A 25,341-nucleotide genomic window follows, 5' to 3' on the forward strand; every position below is an offset into this window, starting at 1 on the left:
GCTGATAAATCTGTTTTGGTTGATGACAGGTTTCTGATCTCGTTTTAGAAAGCCTCGCCTAAGCCAAACATAATTGAACGGTACCCCTGGCTAAATCCGTAATCAACGCCAATGTTGGTGTTGGTGCCTTTATTGAATTTGATACGTAAACCCGTACCAGCCGCAGGATGCCACGAGGTGAACAGGCTTTTAGAGCCACTTACGGTATTGATGTTGCTAAACAACACAAACCCCAAAAGGCCATTACTGGTAATATCGCGGCGATACTCGGTCTCAAAATAAAACAACGTACGGCCTCGGTAGCGGTTTTGGTCTATCCCGCGTGCCGAGCGGTTATAAGGGTCCCAGCCGGTACTCGGCAAGTCGAGATATGGTGTTTTATCAGAAAATGCTTTCCACAGATAAGACCAAAAGGCAAGCGTGTTTTGCTGATTGGGGTTACCGGGGTTCAGTGACATATATTTCCTCACATCAATATATAGCGATGTCCAGTTTTCCTGGCTACCCAAAAACTTAGGATTAACACGATATACTACATTAGCATAGGCACCGGGGAGCGGGTTAATAGAGTTATTACGTGTATCGTACAATAAATTTAACGTTACGCCCGACGAGAACGAGTTACCACTTGTGCCGTAGTTATATCCTGTAAATGTTGGCAGATCAATATTATCCTCTTCGCTTTTTATGCCTATACGGTAATCGAGGTTGTAACCTACCCCGGCAAACAAGTAAGGTTTTATACGTTTTAAAACGCTTTGATAAAAGCGGATGTACTTGTAATCAACAAGGCTGCGGTCGAGGTAGCCATTCTTACTGCCCAGGCCCCAGGTATATTGCGGGTAAACCAGGAAACGCGTATCACCTTGTATGGTCCACTCGTTATTTGGCAGCCAGATGCTGTTACGCAATGGCAAACCAAAGCGGCCTTTAAAATTTAAATACGGTGTAAATGTGGCACTTGATATATTGGTAGTTTGCCGTGGCCCCAGGTAAATACCGGCATTGGTACTGGTAACAAGCGCACGGCCTGTACCACCCGGTACCTGCCCGCCAAATGGCAGGATGGAGAAGTACACCGTTTTATCCTCAGAATAACGTTTTTTGGTTTGCTTAGGTTTAAATATGTTACGGTAAATATCTATCAGGTCGGTTTGGTTGGCCGTATCTCTTACAGTATTATTATCAGGGATAATAGTGGTTGCATTTTGCGCAAACGAACCAACAGAAAACAAACAAAGGACTGCGGCGATAGATATTTTATACATAAGCAGATAGAAGTGCCTTTAAGCAAGGCTTTAATTTAGATAACAGCAGAGGTTTTAACAAACTTATGCCGCAATGTTTTTTAATTTACGTAAACAAAAACAACATCGTTACACATTGCCACCAATCGTGCCAAAAATTAAAATTCATTTAACACTTAAAGCAAAGCCAAACTTTTAATATTGTAACAGCTAACCTATTAACATGCAGAACATCAAAAACATCATTTTCGATTACGGTAACGTAATTTTTTCAATCGATTTCAGGCGGGCACAGGATGCTTTCAAACAATTGGGAATCGCCAATACTGAAGAGTTTTTTGGTCATCGCCAACAAGACCCCATATTTGATAAATTTGACCGTGGCGAAGTTACTGCAGATGAATTTCGTGCTTATGTAAAAGGAAAGATAGGTAATGCTGATATTACCGACCAGCAAATTACCGACGCCTGGAACAGCCTGTTGATAGGTATTGCCCCCGGCAATCATGAGCTACTACTAAAGTTGAAAGATAAATACCGTACGTTTTTGCTCAGCAACATTAATGATATCCACTACAACTACATTATGAATTATCTGAAAACCGATTTCGGTTTTGATGATAACGAACATCTGTTTGAGAAAACGTACTATTCGCACCTGGTAGGTAAACGCAAACCGCAGCCGGATATTTTTGAACAGGTATTAACCGAGAATAACCTAAAGCCGGAAGAAACTTTGTTTATCGATGATAGTCCGCAACACCTGGAGACTGCCAAAACTTTAGGCATCCAAACTTTTTTGATGACCGTGCCTGATACTATCCAAAAATTTGCCGCACGCGAACACCTTGTAGATTAATGGTTTAATTATTGATACCCCTACCAATATGCACACCACATTGTTACACCAATACCGCTTAGTTTTATCATCAAGAGAAACGTTATTTGATTATTGCGAAGGCATCAGCAGGCAACACTTTTGCCAGCAGGTACCGCAATTTAATAACGAAAGCATGTGCAGCATGATGGCGCATGCAGCAGCCACCTACCTCAACTGGCTGGTTAACTTTGCACAACGCGAAAAGATACCCTATTTTGAAAGTAACGATTGCCGCGACATACGTGCAACCCGCGCCATGTTTAACCAGATCAACATTGTGGTAAACGATTTCCTGGACAGGTTTAAAGACGCGCTTGATGTACCGCTTACCTTACCCAAACGCGAAGGTGTTGAGCTAACTCTTACCCCTTTAGACCTTTTCATGCATGTTATCACCCATGAGTTCCATCACAAAGGGCAACTGGTAAATATGAGCAGGCAACTGGGCTATATCCCCGTTGATACTGATGTTATCCGCAGTTAGCATTAACCATTTCTGCGCTTGCGCTCTTTGCTTATCAGGCTAAGCTCGCGGCTCATCTGTCCGGCAATAGCGGTATTCTCCTGTGCACGCCTGAACAAGTATGGCAATACCGCTTTAACAGGGCCATAAGGCACATATTTGGCCACGTTATAGTTAGCATTGGCCAGGTTAAAGCTCAGGTTATCGCTCATGCCTAAAAGCTGAGAGAAATATACGTGCGGGTTTTTGTGCTCTATTTTCTTTTCGTTTAAAAGATCGGCCAGTAAGCGACAGCTATCCTCGTTGTGGGTTCCGGCAACAAAAGCAATATTGTCTACATTATCTGTACAGTAAATAACAGCGTCATTATAATCGCGGTCTGTAGCTTCTTTGTTAGGCTGTATAGGCGATGGATAACCTTTTTCTTCGGCGCGCTTACGCTCTTTTTCCATGTAAGCGCCACGTACTATTTTCGCACCAAGGATAAAACCTTCTTGTTCGGCAACGGTATGGTCGGCAATTAATGATGCCAGTTTATCGTGGCGATACAGTTGATAGGTATTATAAACGATGTTGGTTTCTTTATTGAAAAAGCGCATCATGTTCAGCGCCAGATGATCGATGGTTTTCTGAATCCAGCTTTCCTCGGCATCTATCATTACCGGCACACCTTCAGAATGGGCCATTTCGCAAATAGCCAAAACGCGATCTTGCGCGGTTTGCCATTCAATTTGTTCTTCAGTGCTCAGTTTTAAACCGGCATCCAATTTCTCTAACAACGCAAAACGGGCAACACCGGTAACTTTAAAAACCGTAAGCGGGATGTTCTTGCTTTTGGCAGCAGTTAATATAGTGCGGATGATCTCGTCGCGGGTACTGTCAAATACCTGCTCGCTGTCCTCACCCTCTACTGAATAATCAAGAATGGTACCTACACCACCTGCTGCAAGGTTGGCAGTTGTTTTAGAACACTCTTCAATGGTTTCGCCACCACAGAAATGTTTAAATATGGTTGATTTGATAATACCTTTTATAGGCAAACCAATCTTCATGGCAAAGTTGGTCATAGGCGGGCCTATTTTTACCAGGAAGTTTACATTGATAACCTTAAACAGCCAGTAAGCACGACTAAGGTCTTTATTTGATGAGTGGCCGAAAGCGATCTCGGTATTTTCGAAGGACAGTTTCTCGTTCATTTAATGGGGCGTTCGGGATGAAACACAATGGCAACCGCAAACCTGGTGAATTTTTCACTAAGTGTGCGCCATTTTCTATTAACTCCTAACCGGGTGCAAAATTATAAAATGATAACTCATTATTGTATGAATAGTTTAATTTTGCCCATCATGATTGAATTTAAGGTAGAGGGCGATTATATCCCAATGATACAGCTGCTTAAAGCAGTTAATTTGGTGCAAACCGGCGGCGAAGCACAAATTGTAGTAGCCGAAGGCGAAGTGAAGCATAACGGCCAGGTTGATTACCGCAAACGCCTTAAAGTAAAAGCCGGCGACATAGTTGAATTTAACGGCCAGCAAATAAAAGTGATCTGAGAATCTGCCCATGCAAACTATCCAAAGCGACAGCTACCCTATATTTTTCGAGAACAGCATTCAGGAACTGGTAAACTTTGTTGAGCGCGGTAACTACTCGCGCTTGTTTATCCTTACAGATGAAAACACCGGCGAATTTTGCCTTCCGGCGATACAAACCGCGTTGGCCCATCTCGATAAAACCGACATTATTGAAGTGAATGCCGGCGAAGAAAGCAAGAACCTTGATTTTTGCATGGGCATATGGAAAATGCTTATCGATTTTGGTGCCGACCGCAAAGCGCTTATGATAAACGTGGGTGGCGGTGTGATAACTGATATGGGCGGCTTTGTAGCCTCAACCTATAAACGCGGTATCGATTTTGTGCAGGTACCCACTACCCTTTTAGCCCAGGTTGATGCCTCGGTAGGTGGCAAAACCGGTGTTGACCTTGATGGTGTAAAAAACATCATCGGCACATTTACGCAGCCAAAGGCGGTGTTTATGGATGTCGAGTTTTTAAAGACCCTTCCGCCCCGTCAGATCTTATCTGGCTTAGCCGAAATGCTTAAACACGGTTTGATAGTAGACCGTGCTTACTGGGATGATCTAAAAAACAGCGATCTGAGCTTGCCATCGGTAGAATTGGTACACCGTTCGGTTGAGATCAAAAATGAGGTGGTGATAGAAGATCCGCATGAGAAAGGCATCCGCAAAGCGCTGAACTTAGGCCATACTATCGGCCATGCTATAGAAACCTATTCGTTACTAAACGATGACAACCCGCTTACCCACGGCGAAGCCATTGCTGCAGGCATGGTATGCGAGGCTTATCTATCGGCTCAAAAAATTGGCTTACCTAACGAGGAACTGCGCGAAATAAGCAGCGTTTTTGATAAACTATACCCTCGTTATACACTTAACGAAGCCATGTTTCCGGCTTTGTTAGAGATAATGCAGAACGATAAAAAGAACGAGAACGGAAATATCAATTGTACTTTATTGACACGGATAGGACAATACAGTATTGACAATGTATGCACACCTGACGAAATTTGCGACAGCTTAAGGTATTACGCAGCGTTGTAAAAAATGTCGTCTTTAGATTCACGTTCAGAAGCAGTTATCGTACTGGTAAGTTTATTGATATTACTTACTCTTACCGAGATGTATTTCAGCTATCGCGAAAACCGTAAATATTACGAGAAACGCGACACGTTGACCAACATCTATCTTACCTCGCTGGCTTTTATCCTAAATCTGGCTGTGAATGGTGGTACATTCTTCTTGCTGCATTTTACGTGGCAATACCGTTTATTTGAGATTGAGAACCCGTTCTGGTACTGGTTTATACTGGTTGTAGTACAAGATTTCCTTTATTGGGTACTTCATTATACGGGCCATTACTGCAGGCTGTTTTGGGCCATGCATGTTACTCACCACTCGTCAGAGCATTTCAATTTTACTACCGGTTTCCGCTCAACAGTATTTGAACCTTTGTACCGTACCTTCTTTTATCTGCCGCTTGCGTTGATGGGTTTTAACGCGGTTGATATCCTTTACGCTTATTTGATTACGCAACTTTACGGCAATATGGTGCATACCCAATACCAGATCCCTTTGCCAAAATGGTACGGCTGGATCTTTGTAACCCCCGCACATCACCGCGTGCACCACGCATCAAATATCCCATACCTTGATAAAAACATGGGTATGGTTCTGATCCTTTGGGATAGGATGTTCGGTACCTTTCATGACGAGGATGCCGATGAACCCGTTAAATACGGCCTCACCCACCAGCCTGAAGATATGGGCCCGGTGAACGTCATCTTCCACGAATGGAAGGCTTTGATAGCCGACGTAAAAAAAGCGCCCGGGCTTGGCAATAAACTCAAATACCTTTTTAACCCACCCGGCTGGAGCCATGATGGCAGTACCCAAACAGCAAGGGTTTTGCAGAAGGAGTATAAGAAAGTTTCTTAAGCCGGATTTAAAGCTAATCTACGCTTTTTTATAAACTGCAAAATCAGGATTGTGGTTACCGCTATATTCACAAAACTCCAAGTCCAAAGCAAGTAGGTTATTGCTTTGTCAAATCCAGACATTGGCGAGGTATCCCCATATTTATCCAGCGGGCCATAGTATCTATCATCATCCGCCATCATCATTATACCGATGACTATATAAACGCCAATATCAATCAACACAGCAAGTGTCCATAGTATAATAAGCCAGCTCTTTTTCATTTGATTTAAATATAAAATAATTATTTGTCAATAAAGCCTATTAAAAGAATAGAATAAGTAGTTGTATAACGTTTAAACACATCCAACCAAATAAAATTTGGTTGGACCTATTTATTTTTAGAAAAATAAAATTATCTATTGACAAAACAATTTTTACTTGTACATTTACGCCATAACAAATACAATGAACACACAACGTGCATATTTCTGGGGTTTCTACTTTTACTTTAGCAGTAAGAGCCGGGACTGATATGTACAAAAAACATAAAAGAAAAAACTGAAAAGTCCCGGCCCAACAAGCCGGGACTTTTTGCTTTACAGGGCATTATGAAAACTGATAAACCGAGGGTTGCCATACAAGGGATACGCGCTTCTTTCCACGAAGAGGCTGCTTTCAGATACTTTGGTGAAAACATTGAAACCATTGAGTGTAACTCTTTTAAGCAAACCTTTGAGGCGCTTAAAAACAAGGAAGCCGATTACGTAGTGATGGCCATCGAAAACAGTATTGCCGGCAGCATTTTGCCCAACTACTCGCTAATGATGGGCTACAGCTACCCGGTAGTTGGCGAGGTATACGTACCTATCCAACTGCACCTGATGGCGCTGCCAGGTGTAAGGTTTGATGATGTTAAATATGTAACCTCACACCCTATCGCTATCCGCCAGTGTATCGATTTCTTTGACGAGTATCCTCACCTTAAAATTGTTGAGAGTAACGATACAGCAGCCTGCGCAAAGCGTATCCGCGATGAGCAACTGACCGATACCGTTGCCATTGCCAACACCCTTGCGGCACAGCTTTATGGTTTGGATGTTTTGGAACGCCGTATAGAGTCTAACAAGCTCAACTTCACCCGTTTCCTTATCCTCACCACACACGAGAACAACAAGAAGAAAGGCCCTGCTAACAAAGCATCCCTTTGTTTCCAGGTAAACAACGAAGTTGGTGCGTTGGCCAAAGTGCTTAATGTTTTCTGCCACGAGAACGTGAACATGAGCAAAATTCAAAGCATGCCGGTTTTGGGCAAACGAAACGAGTATAACTTTTATGTAGATATTGAATGGGAAGAGGCTAAGCAGTTTGATAACTCCATTCGCCAGATACTGAAGTATACCCACAACTTTAACATACTGGGCGAGTATCAGCAATACATTGAGGACGATTCGCCAAAGCCCCAAACAAAGCCGGATAATACTAAACGATATATCACGGTGAAAAAGATCGAATAAATCTTAAGTCCGGAGTCAGAAGTCATCAGGCTAAAAATAAAATTGAACTAACAAACTAACAATAATATAAAAACACCAGCCGGCATAACCGGCACTAACACAAAAACACGATATGAAACTGAATTTAAACATACAGCCCCTAAACACCTGGATAAACAAAGAAGGTAAACAGCCTTTGTTAATTGCAGGCCCGTGCAGCGCCGAAACTGAAGATCAGTTGGTTGCAACTGCTCACTTATTAGCTAAAACCGGTAAAGTAAGCGCACTGCGCGCAGGTATCTGGAAACCACGTACCCGCCCGGGCGAGTTTGAAGGTATCGGCAGCATTGGTTTAGAGTGGTTAAAACGCGCCAAAGCAGAAACAGGCTTACCTACTGCTGTTGAGGTTGCTACTGCAAAACACGTTGAAGAAGCGTTAGCGGCTGGTGTGGATATCCTTTGGGTTGGTGCACGTTCAACTGCAAACCCTTTCACCGTACAGGAAATTGCTGATGCCCTTAAAGGTGTTGACGTACCTGTAATGGTTAAAAACCCTGTTAACCCTGATCTTTCATTATGGGTTGGTGCTTTAGAGCGTATCAACAACGCAGGTATCACCAAATTGGCTGCTATTCACCGCGGTTTCTCATCATACGAAAAATCAGCTTTCCGTAACGAGCCAATGTGGGATGTTGCCATCAGCCTGAAAACTTTGGTTCCTGAGTTGCCTATCATCAACGATCCAAGCCACATCACCGGTAACCGCGACCTGATCGGCTACATTTCTCAAAAAGCGATTGACCTGGATATGCAAGGTTTGATGATCGAATCACACATCGACCCAACTGTTGCATGGACTGATGCTAAACAACAGGTTACCCCTGCTGCGTTATCAGATATCATTGATAACCTGGCACTGCGTAAAGCTGAAGTTAAAAACACCGAGGTGAAAGATAAACTGGCTGAACTGCGTGCACAGATCGACAAAATTGACGACCTGATCATCCAGAAAGTTGCTGAGCGTATGACCATTGCCGAGCAAATTGGTAAATACAAAAAAGATAACAACATCACCATTTTACAGGTTAACCGTTGGGAAGAGATTCTGAAGAAAACCACAGATTATGGTAAAGCACTAAAATTAAGCCCGGAGTTTACCGAGAAATTATTGGAGCTTGTACACACTGAGTCTATCCGTCGCCAGGGTTTGATCCTTAACGAAGGTATTGAGCAACCAAAAGAAAACTTAACGCACGCGTAAATAGGTTATTAGTGATTGGTTGATCAGAGATTAGTTAAATTATAAATTTCTTGAGTGGCGGTGTCCTCACCGCCACTTTGTTACCATCACTAAATAATCGGTGAATTATGGCAAAACATAACATCATACTTACTAAACAAGGCAAAACGGCCAACGGCACCATACAACTTACCGGCTCAAAAAGCGAGTGTAACCGCGCTTTAATTATTGAGACGTTAAGCGATGGTAAGGTTAAGGTTGAAAACATGTCTGATGCTGCAGACGCGGTTTTACTAAGAGATATCCTACAACTACAAGCGCGTGGCAATGAGCTGGTTTTGGTATATACCCACACCGTAAAAGATAACGGCGAGATAGTTGAAAGCGGCCCTGAAGAAGCAATAGGCACTCATGTTAAGTCCGAAATCAACATCGGCCCGGCTGGTACTGCCATGCGTTTCTTAACAGCTTTTCTTCCCTTGCTTAATAAAAACATCGTATTAACCGGTTCTGAGAGGATGCAGCAGCGCCCTATCGGTATCCTGGTTGACGCTATGCGTAAGCTGGGGGCTACAATTGATTACGAGAAGAACGATGGTTATCCGCCGATCAATATCCAACCCGGGTTTGAGCAGCAAACAAACATCATCGAAATAAAAGGTAATATCAGCAGCCAGTATATCACTGCGTTGTTGCTGATAGCTGCAAAATTACCGCAGGGTTTAGAGCTACATATTCAGGGCGAGTTAACCTCGAAACCTTATGTGGAGATGACACTGGCCATGCTTAACCAGGCAGGTATCAGGCATACATGGACGGATAACGTTATCTCTATTGAGCACCAGGACTTTGCTGAAACCACCCTACTGGTTGAGCCGGACTGGAGCGCTGCTTCATACTGGTACGCCATCGCCGCATTAAGCGACGAAGCGGAACTTTTCCTGCCGGGATTAACATCATACAGCCTACAGGGCGACAGCGTTATCACCGAGATTATGGCCAACTTTGGCATCACGTCGGTATTTAAAGATGGCGGCGTTTATTTGACTAAAGAGGCTAAACCTGTAGTGCGCAAGATATTTGACATGAAGGAATGCCCGGATCTGGCGCAGACCGTCATCGTAGTATGCGCAGCTTTAGGCCACGAAGCTACCTTCACCGGCCTGGAGACTTTAAAAATTAAAGAAACTGACCGCGTACTGGCCCTGCAAACCGAACTTGCAAAAATTGGCGTTAAGCTGATAGAAAAAGGACAGGTTTACAAGCTGGATTGCAGCGAACGCAACCTACCGCAGCGCATGTTCATCAGCACGTATGATGATCACCGCATGGCAATGGCCTTCGCACCACTCGCTATCCTGATACCCGAACTTGAGGTAGAAGATGCCGAAGTGGTAAGCAAATCATACCCGGCGTTCTGGATAGATCTGGCGAAAGTTGGGTTTCAGTCGGAACCGATAGCATAAAAATATAGTTGTCATTGCGAGCGATAGCGTGGCAATCTCATCGCTGACATAAACGCGAAGAGATTGCCACGTCGCTACGCTCCTCGCAATGACATCGTAATAATTATACATTAAACAATCAAACATTCCCCCTTCAGGGGGTTAGGGGGCTAATATGGCAGGCAACTCATTTGGGCAATTATTCAGGATAACAACATTTGGCGAATCACACGGCGAGGCTATCGGCGTCATCATTGATGGCTGCCCCTCGGGCGTTGAGGTAGATCTGGACTATATACAGGGCGAGCTGGATAAACGCAAGCCAGGCCAGTCAAAGATCACTACGCAGCGTAAAGAGAGCGATACGGTTAAAATACTTTCGGGCACGTTCGAGGGTAAAACTACCGGCACACCTATCGCCATGATCATCCCGAACGAAGATCAGCGCTCAAAAGATTACAGCCATAACGTAGATGTTTTCCGCCCGTCGCATGCAGATTACACCTACGCCACCAAATACGGCATCCGCGACCACCGCGGCGGTGGCCGTTCATCAGCCCGCGAAACAGCTGCACGCGTTGCTGCCGGTGCTTTAGCTAAGCTATTATTGAAAAGCCAAGGCATTGAAATTGTTGCCCATGTAAGCAGTGTGGGCAAAATTGATGCACCAAACGTATTCATCGATAACGCAGACGAGTTTATCGCCCAGCGCGAGCAAAACATCGTCCGTTGCGCCGATCCTGCCACTGCCGAAGAAATGATCGCTTTCATTGATGGCGTTCGTAAGGATGGCGATACCGTTGGCGGCAAAGTAAGCTGCTATATAAAAAATGTACCGGTTGGCCTTGGCGAGCCTGTTTTTGATAAACTCCACGCCGACTTAGGTAAAGCCATGCTAAGCATCAATGCCGTTCACGGTTTCGAGTTTGGCTCGGGCTTCAGCGGCAGTGAAATGCGCGGTTCAGAGCATAACGACATCTTTATGAAAGATGCCGAAGGCAAGGTGATCACCCGCACCAATTTCTCGGGTGGTATCCAGGGCGGTATCAGCAACGGTATGCCTATAGAGTTTAAAGTAGCCTTTAAACCGGTGGCCACCATTATGCACAACCAGCAAACTATTGATGGCGAAGGCAACGCTGCCGAGATCTCGGGCAAAGGCCGTCACGATCCTTGCGTAGTACCACGCGCCGTACCCATTGTTGAAGCCATGGCCGCGCTGGTTATTGCAGATCATCTGCTAAGAAACCGTTCGGCTAAAATATAATGTGCAAATTTCAAATGTGCAGATGTGCAAATTTTAGAATTGAACACATAGTTCTGATTCATTTGCATATCTGAAATCTGCACATCTGAAATCACCGAAAAAATGCCTTCCCTTCTCCAACTCTATAAAAAAGCCTACAGCGGGCTTGCGCGGTACAACTGGTATCTGAGTATTGTTATGCTCATTAACCGTAGCGGTACCATGGTTGTGCCTTTCATGACCATCTATTGCATCAACCAGTTGCACTTCTCGGTTGCGCAGGCTGGTTATATAATGGCTTTGTTTGGGGCGGGTTCTATCATCGGCGCCTACATTGGCGGCTGGATAAGCGATCGTATTGGCTTTTACGATATGCAGGCCGCTACCCTGCTCAGCGGCGGCGTAATGTTCATCATCGTAGGGTATCAAACTACCTTCCTGTCGCTGGGTATAGCTACATTTATTTTAAGTTTCTGTAACGAGGCTTTCAGGCCGGCCAACTCTATGGCGGTGGCACATTTCAGCGCACCGGAAAATAAAACACGTTCCTATTCGCTCCACAGGTTGGCTACCAACTTAGGCTGGGCTGTGGGCGCAGCTTTGGGTGGTTTGCTGGCTTCGTTCAATTTCCATTTATTGTTTTGGGTAGATGGCTGTACCAACATCTTCGCGGCCCTGGTATTGATGAAGCTGATACCGCGTTCAACCGTAAGTAAACCGGCAAAAGCACATCCTGATGAAGTAAAACCCGTATCGGCGTACAAGGATAAAGTGTACATCATATTCATATTACTCGTCACCTTTTTTAACCTGTGCTTCTTCCAATTCTTTGTAATGGAGCCGGTATTCTTTAAACTCAAATGGCATTTTGATACCAAGCTGATAGGCCTGCTACTGGCATCTAACGGCGTCGTTATCGCCCTGGTTGAGCTGGTGATGGTAAACTACATGGAAGGCCGCAAGCATGCGCTCCAATACATCATCTACGGCGTATTGGTTACCGGCGGTGGGTTTACACTTCTTAATATATTGCCACCAAACGCGGCATCAGGTGCATTCGTCGTGCTCATTGTAACCTTTGGTGAAATGGTGAGCATGCCGTTCATGAATTCGTTCTGGATCTCGCGTTCGGGCGAGCGCAACCGTGGGCAGTACGCGGCGTTGTACACCATGTCGTGGTCGGCGGCGCAGGTATTGGCGCCAGTTTTGGGTGGGCAAATAATTTTATGGGGCAGTTTTGCGTTGTTGTGGTATACCCTCGGTGCCATCTGCCTCGCGGTAGCAATTGCCCTGTGGATATTGTATCGGTTAAATTACAGTCACAAAAGCACAAAGCACTCTAATTTAACCTTTTAAACCCCTAATATTACCCTATGAAACGCGTCCTGATCCTTGATCTTGATAATACTATCTATCCGGTTAAATCCATTTCAGAAAATCTGTTTGCGCAGCTTTTTAAATTGGTTGATGATAACACGGACGAGCTAACGGCCACCAAAGCCAAAGAAGAACTTACGCGCCGCCCCTACCAGCATGTTGCCGATGAATTTGGTTTTAGCGCCGAATTGAAAGAAAAAGGCATGCAACTTTTACGTAATGCCACCTACGAACAACCCATGCAAGCCTATCCTGAATACGACAGGCTCCGCGCCATTAATGCCGATAAATTTTTGGTGACCACAGGCTTTACCAAATTGCAGCACAGTAAGGTAAAGATGCTGGGTATTAATGATGATTTTAAAAAAGTTTACGTGGTTGACCCCGAGCTATCTAAAATAAACAAAGGCGATGTTTTCCAACAGATCATGATGGATAACGGTTACGTGGTTGAAGAAATGCTGGTAATTGGCGATGACCCGCAATCTGAGATCAAATTTGCCAACGAACTGGGTATCGATACTTTCCTTTTTGACCCGGATAATAAATATCCCGAAGCACCTGTAACCTATCGCGCTATCGATTACCGCGATGTGGCAGGCATCGTGAATCAATAAGACTACTTTCTATCCTGCAAAACTTTTACAGTTACTATCAATTGCCCCAAATGCCGCATGGTGTGCTCTGCCGAGTGCGTGTAAAGGCCAATAACGGTTGATGGCATCTGCTTGCGCCCTACCCCTCTAAAATCTGTCAATGCGCTCTCATCTGTTGCTGATAACTGTTTAAGAGCAGCATCCACTTCGGCGTTAAAAGCACTCACCAGTTGGGCTGTGGTGTATGTTTTATTGGTCGGCTTACCTTCGGCGGCAAGGTAATTAAGCTGCCCTTCACTTAATTGCACACCTTGTGCATAACTAAATAAACGGTTAAGTACACCAGTTAAATGCTGCAAATGAAACCCTGCCGATGCCATACCGGCCACATTTTCCCAAAGCAAGTCATCAGGAAAGTTCTCCATCAAACGATTTAGCTCTTCCCTGGCCTGCAATAAGGCATGCGCAACGGGTTGCAATAACGGCGGCATATCATTAAGCGGGCCGCGCAGCCAAACCTCGGGCAGGTTATCTTCTTTCATATTCAAATATAAAAATTGCGCATAAGGCTATTGTCGGCCATGGGCAATAAGTTTTTTGGAATGAGGATTGCATTTATGCAGGCATCTACCCATAATATAAAAATGAAACACACATCTACTATTAAAAATCCTATACCTGTTTTAGTTATCTGCCTGCTGTTTGCAGCGGCTTTGGTAACCCAAAGCTGTACCAAAAAGAAACGTACCGAACTGGGCGAAGAGCTTTTTAAGAAAAGCCAGAACAAGGTACTTAAAGATGCCGACCCTGATAGCCTCGCCATCGTTTTTAAAGAAATGCTGCAGACCGAAAAAGGCAAAATGACCCAGCCTCAAATTATAACATCCTTTTACGAGCAAAATAATTACGATCCCGTTTTTGTGATGGACCATATTTTTAACGGCGACGTTGACCTTATTGCCAACTACTTTGAAAAAGCAGGCCAGCACGGCCTCGACCCAAAAATGTTTAAAGCCGATCAGATCAAACAACTGGTAGCAAAATTTAAAGATAAAACGGCTATTAAAACCCTTAAAGAAGGGTATCACGATATTGCCTTGCTGGAGATCTTGACAGCAAACTCATTAGTCAACTATTCAAATGCGCTGCAGTACGGCATGATCAGCCCGCGTAAGATCTACCAGCGTTATTTTATGGCCACCAAAAGGCCTGATAGCGTATCGATGTTTGCCACACTTCGCGCAAGCAATCTGAAAGCATTGTTGGATAGCATCCAACCCAAAAACCCGCAATACCTGATGTTGCAAAAAGCGCTAATTGCCGGCGGCACCGCCCAAGGCATGAGCAAAGAAGAAACGCAACGCTACCTTGCCGTGAATATGGAACGCCTGCGCTGGAGAAATAAGCCATACGAGCCCAAATACGTGATCGTAAACATCCCCGATTACCGTTTGGACGTGATGGAAAACGGCCAATCAACGCTTAATATGAAGGTAATTGTGGGCGAGGGCCGCAATACCGATAATTCAATATCGCTTAAAGAATATAACGAGAGCTATAAAATAGACCGCCCTTTCAGTCGCGAAACACCGCAGCTGAACAGCCAGATCTACGCTGCACAGGTAAACCCGGTTTGGAACATCCCACAAAGCATTGCCAGCAAAGAAATAATGGTTGAGGCCGATAAAGACCCGTATTATCTGGAGAATAAAGGTATTGACGTTTATAAGAACGGCAAAAAGGTTGAAGACCCTGAAACCATTGACTGGCTAAGCGCCAAACCCGGCGATTATGAGTTTAAACAGCGTCCCGGCGACCAAAACTCATTAGGCAAGATCAAATTTTTGTTTAACAACAACAGCAGCGTTTACCTGCATGATACCCCTGCTCGTAACAAGTTTAACGAAAGCATGCGCGCCCTTAGTCATGGTTGCGTACGTGTTGGCGACCCGCTGGCATTAGCTAAGAACTTGTTTGGTGAAACCGCATCTTATGACACCATAGCCAAAGATATGGCCGAGCCAAAACCATCGCCTACTACTTTAGATCTGCCTAAAAAAGTACCGGTATACCTTACCTACGTTACTTGCTGGGTTGATGCCAACGGCACCCTGCAATACCGCCCCGATGTTTACGGGCTGGATGTTGTACTGTACGGTCACCTTAAAAAGTTTTTGGCTGATAGCGATACTTTAGCCGGTTTAGCTGCACTTTAACAAAACCATATATAGGAAAGGCCCGTTGGAAACATCCTTCGGGCCTTTTACAATTGGTTAGTTTAGCGCGTTATAATTTAGCTACTGCAGCTATCGCAGTAGAATCTGGCGTTAAGGTATCCTGCATTATCGAGTTTGCAGGAATAGTTTCATCAAGCAGTTTTGACAGGTAATGGCTGTCGTTACCATTAATGTACAGCAATGAACCACCTTTAATGGTATCAATGATCTGGTTCGATAACTCGGGCGATACCGCCGGGCAACCGAAACTGCGGCCTAAACGGCCTATCTGGTTAATAGAATTTTGGCTCACATAATCAGCAGCGTGGATAACAATACCACGTGCACGTGCAGCGCTGTTAATACCTTCTTCCAAGCCATCTAAACGTAACGAGCGGCCGTGTTTGCCCATGTACACATCGTCAGTAAGATAAAAACCTAAACTGCTTTGGTGCGACTCGTTGGTATTTGAGAAGCGGCTGGCCATATCATCGCCACTACCCTGCCCGTGGGCAACCCACGTGTTCAGCACCAATGCTTTGTTCACCACATCAATTATCCACATGCGTTTTTCACGGCTCGATTTACCGAAATCAACCACAGTTAAATAGTTAACGCTATGTAGCTTGTTGCTTAGTTTTAAGTTCAGATAACCGGTAAAAGCTTTCTGAAAAACTGACAAATCCATACCGGTTTGCTGCAGGTTGGCTGTGTTGTAAACATTAGCCACGTACTGCGCAAACAGCTCTTTTGTTGTGAAAGCTTTTGACGATTTTAAGGAATTGTTTTTAAGTGCGTTGGCAGGTTTCCAGCTGATTACAGCTACGGAGAATATAAATAATACGCACACAATCCACCACAAGTGTTTTCTCATACTTTATCCGGTTTAATCAATAAGTTTAACGTTCGGGTAATGCAGATTAGGTTGCTGCTACTCGCTTGGAGTTATGCAAGTATACGATTATAAATTAAAAAAGTTGTCACAAAAGTCTAATTAATTACTTTTACGACAACTTTTTTCTTAAAAATAAACAATAAGCTTGGAATTATTTATTCCAGGTAATCTTCTCTTCAAGCGGAGTTTTGCGTTTTCCTTCAGGCTGCTGATCGGTATAGCCAAGGAACAGTACGCCTAAAATGGCATCCTCAGCACCTAAACCGAAGTGACCTGCGAAAGATGGTTTCAATACCATACCGCCGGTGCTCCAAAATGCGCCGATGTTTAATGCAGTAGCGCCCAAAAGCAGGTTTTGTACCGCACATGAAGTAGCAATTACCTCTTCAAAAACAGGGATCTTTGGCAGATCGCCGCGTTTTTGGTAAGCTATTATCACGTGCGAAGCTGCGTTGGCCTGGTTGCTAAGGTTGTTGTAAACCGTTTCATTAAAGCTTTCGCCCGGGTTAGCTGCTTTGTAAAGCTCAGCATGTTGCTTGCTGTATTCGGCAGGTTCCTCAAAAACGATAAAGCGCCAAGGCTCAGTATTACCGTGGTTTGGTGCCCAATCAGCCAGTTCTAAAATAGATGCAATGTGGCCGTTTGGTATTTTATTGCCATTCATGGTTGAAGGCTTAATGGTACGGCGGGCCTTTATGTTGTTTGCTATTACTGAAAAGTTGTTATCCATAAGAATTATGATTTGAAGTGGGCGAAATTATGGAAATAAGTTCATTTTTGCATTATAAGCCTTACACATGAAAATTCTTATTTTCTTTTTCTCCTGTGTTGTTGCCCTGTACTGTTTCTCTTGCCATCAGCAGCCAAAATCAAAGCCGGTAGCGGTTGTAAAAAAGAATGTTGATAGCAGCAAACTTAAAACAGCCGATACTCTACATAAAGTTTTAATAATCGAGCCCGACCTGCGTGCGTTGGTAGATGAGCTTAACTATTACCTGAGAGCTAATGATTCTATTGCAGCATTTGGTTACTATGATCCCAAAGTTTATCGACTGAGAAAAAGTGAAATTGACAGCCTTTTGAAAAACGATGAAAGCGCTGAAGCAAAAGGAAAGGTACAAGGTTCGTCATTAAATCCTTATCTGCAATATTATGCTGATAGTTTACTGAGGAAAGTTCTGAACAATAAGGCTATTGTTAAATACAGCCTTGATAGTATACTGGATATGGCGGTAGCTGTTTCTCCTGATAAGAGACTTTTTTCGCTGAGTTATGCAGCCAACACAGGCGGTTCTTACAAAGAACGGCGTTCGTATATCCATTACAGGCCGGCGCATGCTCCAGTATTAAATTATTATGCCGAAGAACAAAATACCGACTCCCTGATATTTAATACCGATGGTTTTTATTATATAGATACTATATCTGCCAAAGGCGGCATCAAATACCTTTTATTCGGTACAATACAAGGTTGTAACAGTTGTTTGGGTGAATATGTGCAGCTTGCTCATTTCAAAAACGGTAAGGCGGCAATTGATTTTTCATATAACATTGATCACGGGCTGTATTCAGAAGAAGAGGCTATTGAATTTGATGCAAAAACAAAAAAAATCTCTGTAAATCTTGTCCCTACAAAAGATGAGCTTTTTGATTGCGACTGCAATACCAGTGATGCACGGGCCGCTCTCCATTCCGGTTATTCCCCAAAAGCAGATTCACTGGATGTAAGCTCCAAACTTAAAACTGCAAAGTTCCTGAAATGCATTTTCCGCTTTAACGGCAATACTTTTGTGCTGGATAAGAAACAAAGCAGGGTACCTCAGTAATACAAAGCCCGCAATATCAGTTGTGGGCTTTGTATTTATTAGTACGGTTACACCACCGGCAACGAGCCGCCATCAATAGCGTAGGTAGTACCGGTAAGGTATTTTGCCGCAGGCGATACCAGGTAATGTACCAGTGAGGCCACTTCCTCAGGTTCGGCCATCCGGCCCATCGGAATGCCACCGGTTTGGGCCAATAGTTGCTTGAATGCTTCTTCGACAGTAATATTGGAAGACTGGGCATAATCACTAACAAATTTCTCCATTGGCGGCGTTTTGGTTGCGCCGGGTGCAACGGTAAGTACGCGCACACCTTTGCTTGCCAGCTCTGTAGCTAATGATTTGCTGTAACTGTTCAAGGCCGCTTTTGATACCGCATAAGCCATGTTCAGGTTCCATAGAGGTTGTTTCGCCGCTACGGATGAGATGTGGATAACCACACCGCTTTTCTTTGCTATCATGCCGGGTAAAAATATCCTGTCGAGGCGGGTTGCGGCCAGCAGGTTCAGTTGCAGTTCACTTTCCCAATGTTCATCGGTCAGGGCGCTGAAACCACCGGGAGGCGTGGTTAAGCCACCTACGTTATTTATCAGGATATCGACACCGCCAAATTTCTGTTTGATCTCCTGCTCCAGTTCGGCTACGTCGGCAGGGTTGGTTAAGTCTGCTGCAATGAAATGATGGCTATTATCTCCTTCGGGCTGGTTACGTGCTGATACGATCACGGTTGCGCCAGCCTGGGCCAGCTCATTTGCTATTGCCCTGCCTATGCCTTTGGTGCCGCCTGTTACTATGGCGGTTTTGCCTTTAAGGTCTGTTAAGATCTGATTGTTTTCCATTTTCTGTTTTGTTTATCTATTTCTGAATTGTTTGTTTCAAAATAACTCAAGCAGACACTATTCTTTTCTGAAACAAATGTTTCAGAAAATTTCAAAAAATTTTATTTGGAGATCTGCTTAATAAAAAATTGTGCCATGCGACGGATCTTATCCCCATCCTTATGCAGGATGTACGACTCATACCAGCCCGTCCAGGTGCTGTTAAAGTAATCGGCTAAAAGCTCGGGTTCTTCATCTGCGGATATACGCCCCTCTTTCATCGCACTTTTGATCAGGTCGCGTAAAAAACTGAAGGCGAAATCGCTATCGGCTTTCAGTACATCGGCTACGCGTTTATCGGTGTTACCTACCTCAAAAGCCATTTTAACGGCCATACATCCATTTTTTTTGGCGATGATAACATCCACGGCATCGTTAATATATTCTATCAGGATATCGAAGGCAGATTTACCGCTTTCCAGGCGGCGTTTGCTGTCTTTTCTGCGGTCATCAGCGTAACGTTGCACACTCCTCAGAAACAATTCCTTCTTATCGCCAATAGTGTTATAGAGGCTGCTGCTGTTGATCTGCATGGCCTCTGTAAGGTCGCGAAGAGAAGCGCCATTATAGCCCTTCTCCCAAAAAACTTCCATTGCTTTTTGGATAGCCTGCTCTTCGTCAAATTCTACACTACGTGCCATGATCTATTACTTGCGACAAACATAGAACAAATTCTGAAACAAACAATTCAAATAAAAGTCATTTTAATAATCCGGCTAACATTGTAGTAGCGATGATCAACGCAAACAGCGAAAAAAAAATCACCACATCTTTGGTAAAAAACCAAAAGCGTTTTTGTACTGCACCCGATTCGGAAAGCTTTTCTTTTAACAGTGCCACCTGCGCCTGGTTGTGTGCCAGTTCTTTATTCATTCGCTCTACATCGGGCAGTTTCCGGTTATCCTGAGAGGTTACGGGATATACTATCCAAAGTTTACCTGCTGATTTAAAATAGATAAACGTATACCGTGCCGAAAACTCTTTAATTTGATAGCTGTCGACATCAACAGGATTATCATCTACTCGCAGGCCATTGTACCAGGTGATGCTCTTACGGGCAAACGCAAAATACATTATAGTGCCCAACACGATCACCGGCCCTGTCATAAATGCCTTAGGATCGCTAAAGAAATGGCTTAATTGCTTTGCAGGTTCAGCTAAGGTTGGGTTATCGCTGTAACGCGCCACCAGGCCCAGGAAAAAAAGCGTGAACATCAGAAAAAGCAGATCAAACGCGAGGAAAGCTATGCGCAGGTTGGCGCAATTGAGCTTTACGCTTTGGTGGTTATCGCCAGGCATATAGGTTGACCTCATACCTGTTAAACTGCGTATAGACTAAAACAGCCATAGTCACTGCGGATGCCGAGGAGTTCGCCTGCAAATTTTGCTTTCAAGGTTTTCACCACGTGGTCTGCCTTAAACTTATGTAGCAGTTTTTTGCCTACGAAATCGTACACGTACACCCAGCTACGCTGAATAAGCACGAGTTTAGATTGGTTGGCGTTAAGGCAAAAACCATTTACTTCTTTGGTGTATTCCGGCACTTCCAGTTCATTAAAAGCTATCTCTGTAAAAGTATCGGTATCAAAATAGCGCATACCCCACCTACCGTATTCCTCACGGACAATCAACAATCTGCTATCCTTAGAAAATTCCATTTGCGCCACACCGACAAAATCGGCGGTGATGGTGCCTTTAATCATACCTTCGGCAGTATTGAAGATTATGATCTCGCCATCGCGCTGATGCAGGGCCAGCAATTGCCCATCTGCTGATAATTGTGCACAAAAGCGAACGCTGCCTCGCACCATTTCTGGTTGATAAGGATAACTCATCAGGACATCGTTATTATTATCGGTAACAAAGGCTGTATCATCAGCAGCATAAGCCTGAGTATAGTCTGCAACGGTAATAAAACTTGTAATGGAGTTGCCTCTTTCGGCTAATTGTTTAAAAGTATCTCCCTCAATACCATACTCGTAAATGCTGTAATCCAGATCCATCAGCAGTGAACTATTCACGGGGTTATAAGCAATATCCCAGGCAAGCTTCTCAGGCAGGTTTACATCTCCTATCCTATCGCCTTTTGCGCTTAATACAACCAGACTATCCGGCGCGCTGTTGGCACTGTAGTCGCCGTTATTTTTGTAGATATAAATATTATCCGCTGTTGCGGCAAAGGATAGCGCACCAGTGTAACCGCCACCTATGTAATAATGCAGGGCAGGTTCGCCAGGCCCGGCATTATCATTATGCAATACGTAGCCCTTTTTGAGCAGCTCCCATTCCTTTTTGATAAACTCTTTTGAAGCGGCTTCTTTGTCGTTAAAAGTCTTTTCGGTGGTTTTTAGTTTCCCCTCTGACCCTGTCTCAACGGTAAGCGCAGTGCCGGATAACGTTAAGATTGAAAGCTTTTTGGTATTTGGATCGGTTAGTTGGTGTGATAGTTTCTGGCTCATGGTGGTTGTTTGGTGCATTTATAACAATCCAAACGCCGTTAGGTTGAGCAAAAGTTTTACGAATGGCGGTGGAGACACCGCCTTAGGGGGAATATATACCGGCAAACATCCTCCGGTTGGCGGTGTCCTCTCCGCCAACGAAAGTTTAATATCACATTTATGGCTTCTTTGCCGCAGCTATCAGATCAACATCTACCAGTTCTAATGATTTTACCATGTTTTGCACCGTAGCTTTATACTCTTTAAAGTGAGGTGTTTCGATATGTTTCTTATAGGCAGCTTCATCAGCATAAATTTCCAGAATGGTGATATGTGAAGCATCTGTTTTATCGGCAACGGCATAATAGGTTAATACGCCCGGCTCTGTGGCTACTGCGGTGGTCATTTGCTTTTTTAGTGCAGCATTATAACTTGCCAGTTGCGCAGGATATACCGTTATTTTTGCCAGTCGTACCATTTGTTTTGAGGTTTGTGCTGATGCATTTAGGTTTAAGAATAACGTGCATACAGCTAATATTGTGATCACCGTTTTCATAAGTATAATATCAACAAAAAAGCCCGACATACATCGGGCTTTTCTTATTTTAAAACAACGCGGGATATTTACCCGGGTTGGCTTCGTTCATCATTTGGTAAACCTTTTCTATCACATCATCAACAGAAGGTTTGCTGAAATAATCACCGTCAGAACCATAAGGCGGGCGGTGCTCTGCTGCAGATAAGGTTTTAGGCTGCGCATCAAGCAGGTAATAACCGTTTTGTGCTTCCAGTATTTTCTGAAGGATATAGGCAGATCCGCCACCCGGCAGGTCTTCATCAACCACCAGCAGTTTATTGGTTTTTTGCAGCGATGCGCCACAAACATTATCGGTATCAAACGGATACAGTGTTTGCGGATCGATCACCTCTATATTGATACCTAACTTCTCCAACTCGGGCGCAGCTTCCATCACCACACGTAATGTAGAGCCGTAGCTTACTACGGTGATATCTTTTCCCTCTTTTAATACTTCGGCTTTGCCAAGCGGTACGGTAAACTCACCAACGTTGGCAGGCAATTTTTCTTTTAAGCGATAGCCGTTCAAACATTCTATCACCAAAGCAGGCTCATCGCCGCGTAACAGGGTGTTGTACATACCGGCAGCCTGGGTCATATCGCGCGGAACGCAGATATGCATACCCCTTAATGCACCCAGTATTAAACCAAGTGGCGAACCTGAATGCCATATACCCTCTAACCTGTGGCCGCGGGTACGCACAATAACCGGTGCACGCTGCCCGCCTGCAGTGCGATAGGCTAAGCTGGACAGGTCGTCACTTAAAACGGTGATGGCATACATCAGATAATCAAGGTACTGGATCTCGGCAATTGGCCTTAAACCACGCATGGCGAGGCCCATGCCCTGACCAATTATGGTTGCTTCTCGGATACCGGTATCGGTAATACGCAGATCGCCGTACTTGCCCTGTAAACCGGCAAAGCCTTGGTTTACATCGCCAATGGCACCTACATCCTCACCGAAGGCAACAATGCTTTTATCGCGCTCAAAGTTGGCATCAAAGCAGGCATTAAGCACTTCGCGGCCATCCATCACTTTTGCATCATCGGCATATTGCGGGGCAATAACCGGCACATATAAAGGCGATTTTGGCGTATTTGAAAATAACTTAGAGTTATAACGCTCTTTATTTTTATCATTCTCTGCAGCCAGCCAGTTTACCAGAGCGTTACGTGCATCTGATGGTTCTTTCACAATCAGGCGTAAAACTTTACGCACAGTACCTACTGTATCTTTCCTACCCGGATCAATACAGGTTTGCAGGCCCGACATCAGCTTTTGCAACTCATCACGGTGCTGTGACGGCTGTGCAACATTATCTATCAGTTGTAAAACGCCGGTTATTTCGGCTTTTATTTCTTCCTCAAGTTCGGCCCATGCTTCACGCTGGCTATTACGCACATGTTTCTTGGCCTCGCCCTCAAGTACTTCAATTTCCTCAGTAGTAATAATGGCCGATTGGATCATCCATTTACGCATCTGCACCAGGCAATCGTGTTCTTCTTCCCAGGCCAAACGGTCTTTTGACTTATAGCGCTCGTGCGAGCCTGAGGTTGAGTGCCCTTGCGGCTGTGTCATCTCCACAACGTGGATCAACACCGGTACATGCTCTTCGCGGCAAAGTTTAATGGCGCGCTCATAAGTTTCGCAAAGGGCAACATAATCCCATCCGCGAACTTTAAATATTTCATACCCGTTCCCTTTGCTATCGCGCTGGAAACCTTTCAGTACTTCAGATATATCCTCTTTGGTGGTTTGCAATTTGGCAGGTACAGAAATTGCATAAGCATCGTCCCAAACGGAGATAGCCATAGGCACCTGCAGAACACCGGCAGCATTAAAAGTTTCAAAAAATAAACCTTCTGATGTAGCACCGTTACCGATGGTACCAAAAGCTACCTCGTTACCGCTTACCGAAAATTGTTTAAGATATTCAAGCTCTTTGTTCTGGCGATATAGCTTTGATGCATAAGCCAAACCCAATAAGCGTGGCATGTGCCCGCCCGTGGTAGACATATCTGCCGAACAGTTTTTGGTATCAACCTGATTAGTCCAGTTACCATCAGCATCAATAAAGCGGGTTGCATAGTGGCAATTCATTTGCCTGCCGCCTGATGCAGGGTCTTTCTCAATATCGGGGTGAGCGTAAAGCTGGGCAAAAAACTCTTTAAGGTTGCTCATGCCGGTGGCAAACATAAAAGTTTGATCGCGGTAGTAGCCGGCGCGCCAGTCGCCGTTTTTAAAGGCCCTTGCCATAGCCAGTTGGGCTACCTCTTTACCATCGCCAAATATGCCGAATTTCGCCTTCCCGGTAAGTACTTCTCTCCTGCCCAATAAGGCCGCCTGCCTGCTCTCGTAACCAATACGATAGTCGGCGATGACGATCTTCTTGAAATCCTCAAAACTGAGTTCGGCAGAATTGATTCCGGTAGCTGTGTTTAATGCAGTTTCTGGCATATAATATTCCGATTAAGGGGTAAAAGTAGGAAATTCTATTTTGTTTCGGTAATTGGTACCAGCAAAACAGTTAGATTTTACATAAGTTTTGACATTATATTAATCCTTCTATCTTTGTAATAGTCAAACACGAAAACGATGAAAAAACTAATTCTAATATGTGCAGTAATTTTAGGCTTCGCCTACACTGCATCAGCCCAAACCGCCGAATTTAAATTTAACGAGGAGAAACACGATTTTGGTAAGATCCCTCAGGGAACTCCGGTAACTACTGTATTTGAGTTTACCAACGTTGGCACTACCCCACTGATCTTGAGCGAAGTAAAACCTACCTGTGGTTGTACCATTGCTGACTACACCAAAACACCTGTAGCGCAAAACGGTAAAGGTACCATCAAGATCACCTACAACGCAGCTGTAGTATCGGCCTTTAACAAAACCATTGTGGTAACTTCAAACGCTAAAACCCCAACCAAATATTTAAATATTGTTGGCGAGGTGGTAGCTAAAGAAGGCGGCGCAAGTAAGTAAAAGCCCCACCCAAACCCTCCCCTAAAGGGAGAGGGCT

The 25,341-nt window shown here is 44.3% G+C and carries 26 protein-coding genes; 14 read left to right on the forward strand and 12 right to left on the reverse strand.

All coding sequences use genetic code 11. The features are described from left to right. Positions 1–44: 44 nt before the first annotated feature. Positions 45–1,268, reverse strand: coding sequence for a BamA/TamA family outer membrane protein (locus D0C36_RS04415; protein WP_117390343.1), 1,224 nt, complete (start codon positions 1,266–1,268; stop codon positions 45–47). Between the two features lie 202 nt (positions 1,269–1,470). On the opposite strand from D0C36_RS04415, the gene D0C36_RS04420 reads away from it, so the two are divergent. Together D0C36_RS04420 and D0C36_RS04425 are read left to right on the forward strand one after the other, a co-directional pair. Then, entirely contained in the window at positions 1,471–2,106 is a 636-nt protein-coding gene (locus D0C36_RS04420) for an HAD family hydrolase (protein WP_117390344.1), read from the forward strand. 28 nt (positions 2,107–2,134) lie between these two features. After that, positions 2,135–2,611, forward strand: coding sequence for a DinB family protein (locus D0C36_RS04425; RefSeq protein ID WP_117390345.1), 477 nt, complete (start codon positions 2,135–2,137; stop codon positions 2,609–2,611). A gap of 2 nt (positions 2,612–2,613) precedes the next feature. On the opposite strand, the gene D0C36_RS04430 is transcribed toward D0C36_RS04425, so the two are convergent. Next, positions 2,614–3,786 carry a proline dehydrogenase family protein gene (locus D0C36_RS04430; protein ID WP_117390346.1) on the reverse strand — a complete coding sequence of 391 codons (1,173 nt, stop codon included), beginning with the start codon at positions 3,784–3,786 and terminating at the stop codon, positions 2,614–2,616. 150 nt (positions 3,787–3,936) lie between these two features. Here D0C36_RS04430 and D0C36_RS04435 point away from each other — a divergent pair, with 150 nt between their 5' ends. Genes D0C36_RS04435 through D0C36_RS04445 form a run of 3 tightly spaced genes read left to right on the forward strand, consistent with a single transcriptional unit; the run spans position 3,937 to position 6,106 of the window. Next, positions 3,937–4,143 (forward strand): RNA-binding S4 domain-containing protein, encoded by a 207-nt coding sequence (locus D0C36_RS04435; RefSeq protein ID WP_117390347.1) that lies wholly within the window; start codon positions 3,937–3,939, stop codon positions 4,141–4,143. Positions 4,144–4,153: 10 nt separating this feature from the next. Continuing rightward, entirely contained in the window at positions 4,154–5,212 is a 1,059-nt protein-coding gene (gene aroB, locus D0C36_RS04440) for a 3-dehydroquinate synthase (RefSeq protein WP_117390348.1), read from the forward strand. Positions 5,213–5,215: 3 nt separating this feature from the next. Continuing rightward, positions 5,216–6,106: a sterol desaturase family protein gene (locus D0C36_RS04445; protein ID WP_117390349.1), complete on the forward strand. Its 891-nt coding sequence runs from the start codon at positions 5,216–5,218 to the stop codon at positions 6,104–6,106. On the opposite strand, the gene D0C36_RS04450 is transcribed toward D0C36_RS04445, so the two are convergent. Further along, positions 6,103–6,369 (reverse strand): hypothetical protein, encoded by a 267-nt coding sequence (locus D0C36_RS04450; protein ID WP_117390350.1) that lies wholly within the window; start codon positions 6,367–6,369, stop codon positions 6,103–6,105. The genes D0C36_RS04445 and D0C36_RS04450 overlap by 4 nt on opposite strands. Positions 6,370–6,696: 327 nt before the next feature. Here D0C36_RS04450 and D0C36_RS04455 point away from each other — a divergent pair, with 327 nt between their 5' ends. The 6 genes from D0C36_RS04455 (at position 6,697) to D0C36_RS04480 (ending at position 13,506) form a co-directional block, all read left to right on the forward strand. Then, entirely contained in the window at positions 6,697–7,602 is a 906-nt protein-coding gene (locus D0C36_RS04455) for a prephenate dehydratase (protein WP_117390351.1), read from the forward strand. Positions 7,603–7,714: 112 nt separating this feature from the next. Further along, a complete protein-coding gene (locus tag D0C36_RS04460) occupies positions 7,715–8,842 on the forward strand; it encodes a chorismate mutase (RefSeq protein WP_117390352.1) in 1,128 nt (375 codons plus the stop codon). Between the two features lie 107 nt (positions 8,843–8,949). Further along, entirely contained in the window at positions 8,950–10,287 is a 1,338-nt protein-coding gene (gene aroA / locus D0C36_RS04465; protein WP_117390353.1) for a 3-phosphoshikimate 1-carboxyvinyltransferase, read from the forward strand. 154 nt (positions 10,288–10,441) lie between these two features. Then, positions 10,442–11,533 (forward strand): chorismate synthase, encoded by a 1,092-nt coding sequence (gene aroC, locus D0C36_RS04470; protein WP_117390354.1) that lies wholly within the window; start codon positions 10,442–10,444, stop codon positions 11,531–11,533. A 102-nt stretch (positions 11,534–11,635) separates the two neighbouring features. Next, positions 11,636–12,868, forward strand: a complete 1,233-nt coding sequence (locus tag D0C36_RS04475; protein ID WP_117390355.1) for an MFS transporter — start codon at positions 11,636–11,638, stop codon at positions 12,866–12,868. 17 nt (positions 12,869–12,885) lie between these two features. After that, entirely contained in the window at positions 12,886–13,506 is a 621-nt protein-coding gene (locus D0C36_RS04480; protein ID WP_117390356.1) for an HAD family hydrolase, read from the forward strand. Positions 13,507–13,508: 2 nt separating this feature from the next. Here the strand turns inward: D0C36_RS04480 and D0C36_RS04485 are convergent, their stop codons facing one another. After that, positions 13,509–14,027, reverse strand: coding sequence for a DinB family protein (locus D0C36_RS04485; RefSeq protein WP_117390357.1), 519 nt, complete (start codon positions 14,025–14,027; stop codon positions 13,509–13,511). A gap of 102 nt (positions 14,028–14,129) precedes the next feature. On the opposite strand from D0C36_RS04485, the gene D0C36_RS04490 reads away from it, so the two are divergent. Then, complete coding sequence (locus D0C36_RS04490) at positions 14,130–15,701, forward strand: L,D-transpeptidase scaffold domain-containing protein (protein WP_117391370.1); 1,572 nt, start codon at positions 14,130–14,132, stop codon at positions 15,699–15,701. A gap of 70 nt (positions 15,702–15,771) precedes the next feature. On the opposite strand, the gene D0C36_RS04495 is transcribed toward D0C36_RS04490, so the two are convergent. Next, on the reverse strand, positions 15,772–16,575 hold the full coding sequence (locus tag D0C36_RS04495; RefSeq protein ID WP_117390358.1) for a murein L,D-transpeptidase catalytic domain family protein: 804 nt from the start codon (positions 16,573–16,575) through the stop codon (positions 15,772–15,774). A 172-nt stretch (positions 16,576–16,747) separates the two neighbouring features. After that, positions 16,748–17,326 carry a nitroreductase family protein gene (locus tag D0C36_RS04500; protein WP_117390359.1) on the reverse strand — a complete coding sequence of 193 codons (579 nt, stop codon included), beginning with the start codon at positions 17,324–17,326 and terminating at the stop codon, positions 16,748–16,750. A gap of 67 nt (positions 17,327–17,393) precedes the next feature. Here D0C36_RS04500 and D0C36_RS04505 point away from each other — a divergent pair, with 67 nt between their 5' ends. Next, positions 17,394–18,422: a hypothetical protein gene (locus D0C36_RS04505; protein ID WP_117390360.1), complete on the forward strand. Its 1,029-nt coding sequence runs from the start codon at positions 17,394–17,396 to the stop codon at positions 18,420–18,422. 47 nt (positions 18,423–18,469) lie between these two features. Here D0C36_RS04505 and D0C36_RS04510 read toward each other — a convergent pair whose 3' ends face one another. The 6 genes from D0C36_RS04510 to D0C36_RS04535 all read right to left on the reverse strand — a co-directional run bounded on the left by D0C36_RS04510 (position 18,470) and on the right by D0C36_RS04535 (position 24,773). After that, on the reverse strand, positions 18,470–19,258 hold the full coding sequence (locus D0C36_RS04510; protein WP_117390361.1) for an SDR family oxidoreductase: 789 nt from the start codon (positions 19,256–19,258) through the stop codon (positions 18,470–18,472). Positions 19,259–19,359: 101 nt separating this feature from the next. Further along, complete coding sequence (locus D0C36_RS04515) at positions 19,360–19,938, reverse strand: TetR/AcrR family transcriptional regulator (RefSeq protein ID WP_117390362.1); 579 nt, start codon at positions 19,936–19,938, stop codon at positions 19,360–19,362. 58 nt (positions 19,939–19,996) lie between these two features. After that, positions 19,997–20,611, reverse strand: a complete 615-nt coding sequence (locus D0C36_RS04520; protein WP_147321929.1) for a hypothetical protein — start codon at positions 20,609–20,611, stop codon at positions 19,997–19,999. Positions 20,612–20,616: 5 nt separating this feature from the next. After that, a complete protein-coding gene (locus D0C36_RS04525) occupies positions 20,617–21,756 on the reverse strand; it encodes a hypothetical protein (RefSeq protein WP_147321930.1) in 1,140 nt (379 codons plus the stop codon). 157 nt (positions 21,757–21,913) lie between these two features. After that, positions 21,914–22,291: a putative quinol monooxygenase gene (locus D0C36_RS04530; protein WP_199501963.1), complete on the reverse strand. Its 378-nt coding sequence runs from the start codon at positions 22,289–22,291 to the stop codon at positions 21,914–21,916. A 49-nt stretch (positions 22,292–22,340) separates the two neighbouring features. After that, positions 22,341–24,773 carry an alpha-ketoacid dehydrogenase subunit alpha/beta gene (locus D0C36_RS04535; protein WP_117390366.1) on the reverse strand — a complete coding sequence of 811 codons (2,433 nt, stop codon included), beginning with the start codon at positions 24,771–24,773 and terminating at the stop codon, positions 22,341–22,343. 138 nt (positions 24,774–24,911) lie between these two features. Between D0C36_RS04535 and D0C36_RS04540 the strand changes: the two genes are divergently transcribed. Next, positions 24,912–25,304 carry a DUF1573 domain-containing protein gene (locus tag D0C36_RS04540; RefSeq protein ID WP_117390367.1) on the forward strand — a complete coding sequence of 131 codons (393 nt, stop codon included), beginning with the start codon at positions 24,912–24,914 and terminating at the stop codon, positions 25,302–25,304. Positions 25,305–25,341 lie beyond the last annotated feature (37 nt).

Origin of the sequence: Mucilaginibacter conchicola, from assembly GCF_003432115.1 — a bacterium.
Taxonomy (GTDB): Bacteria; Bacteroidota; Bacteroidia; order Sphingobacteriales; family Sphingobacteriaceae; genus Mucilaginibacter; species Mucilaginibacter conchicola.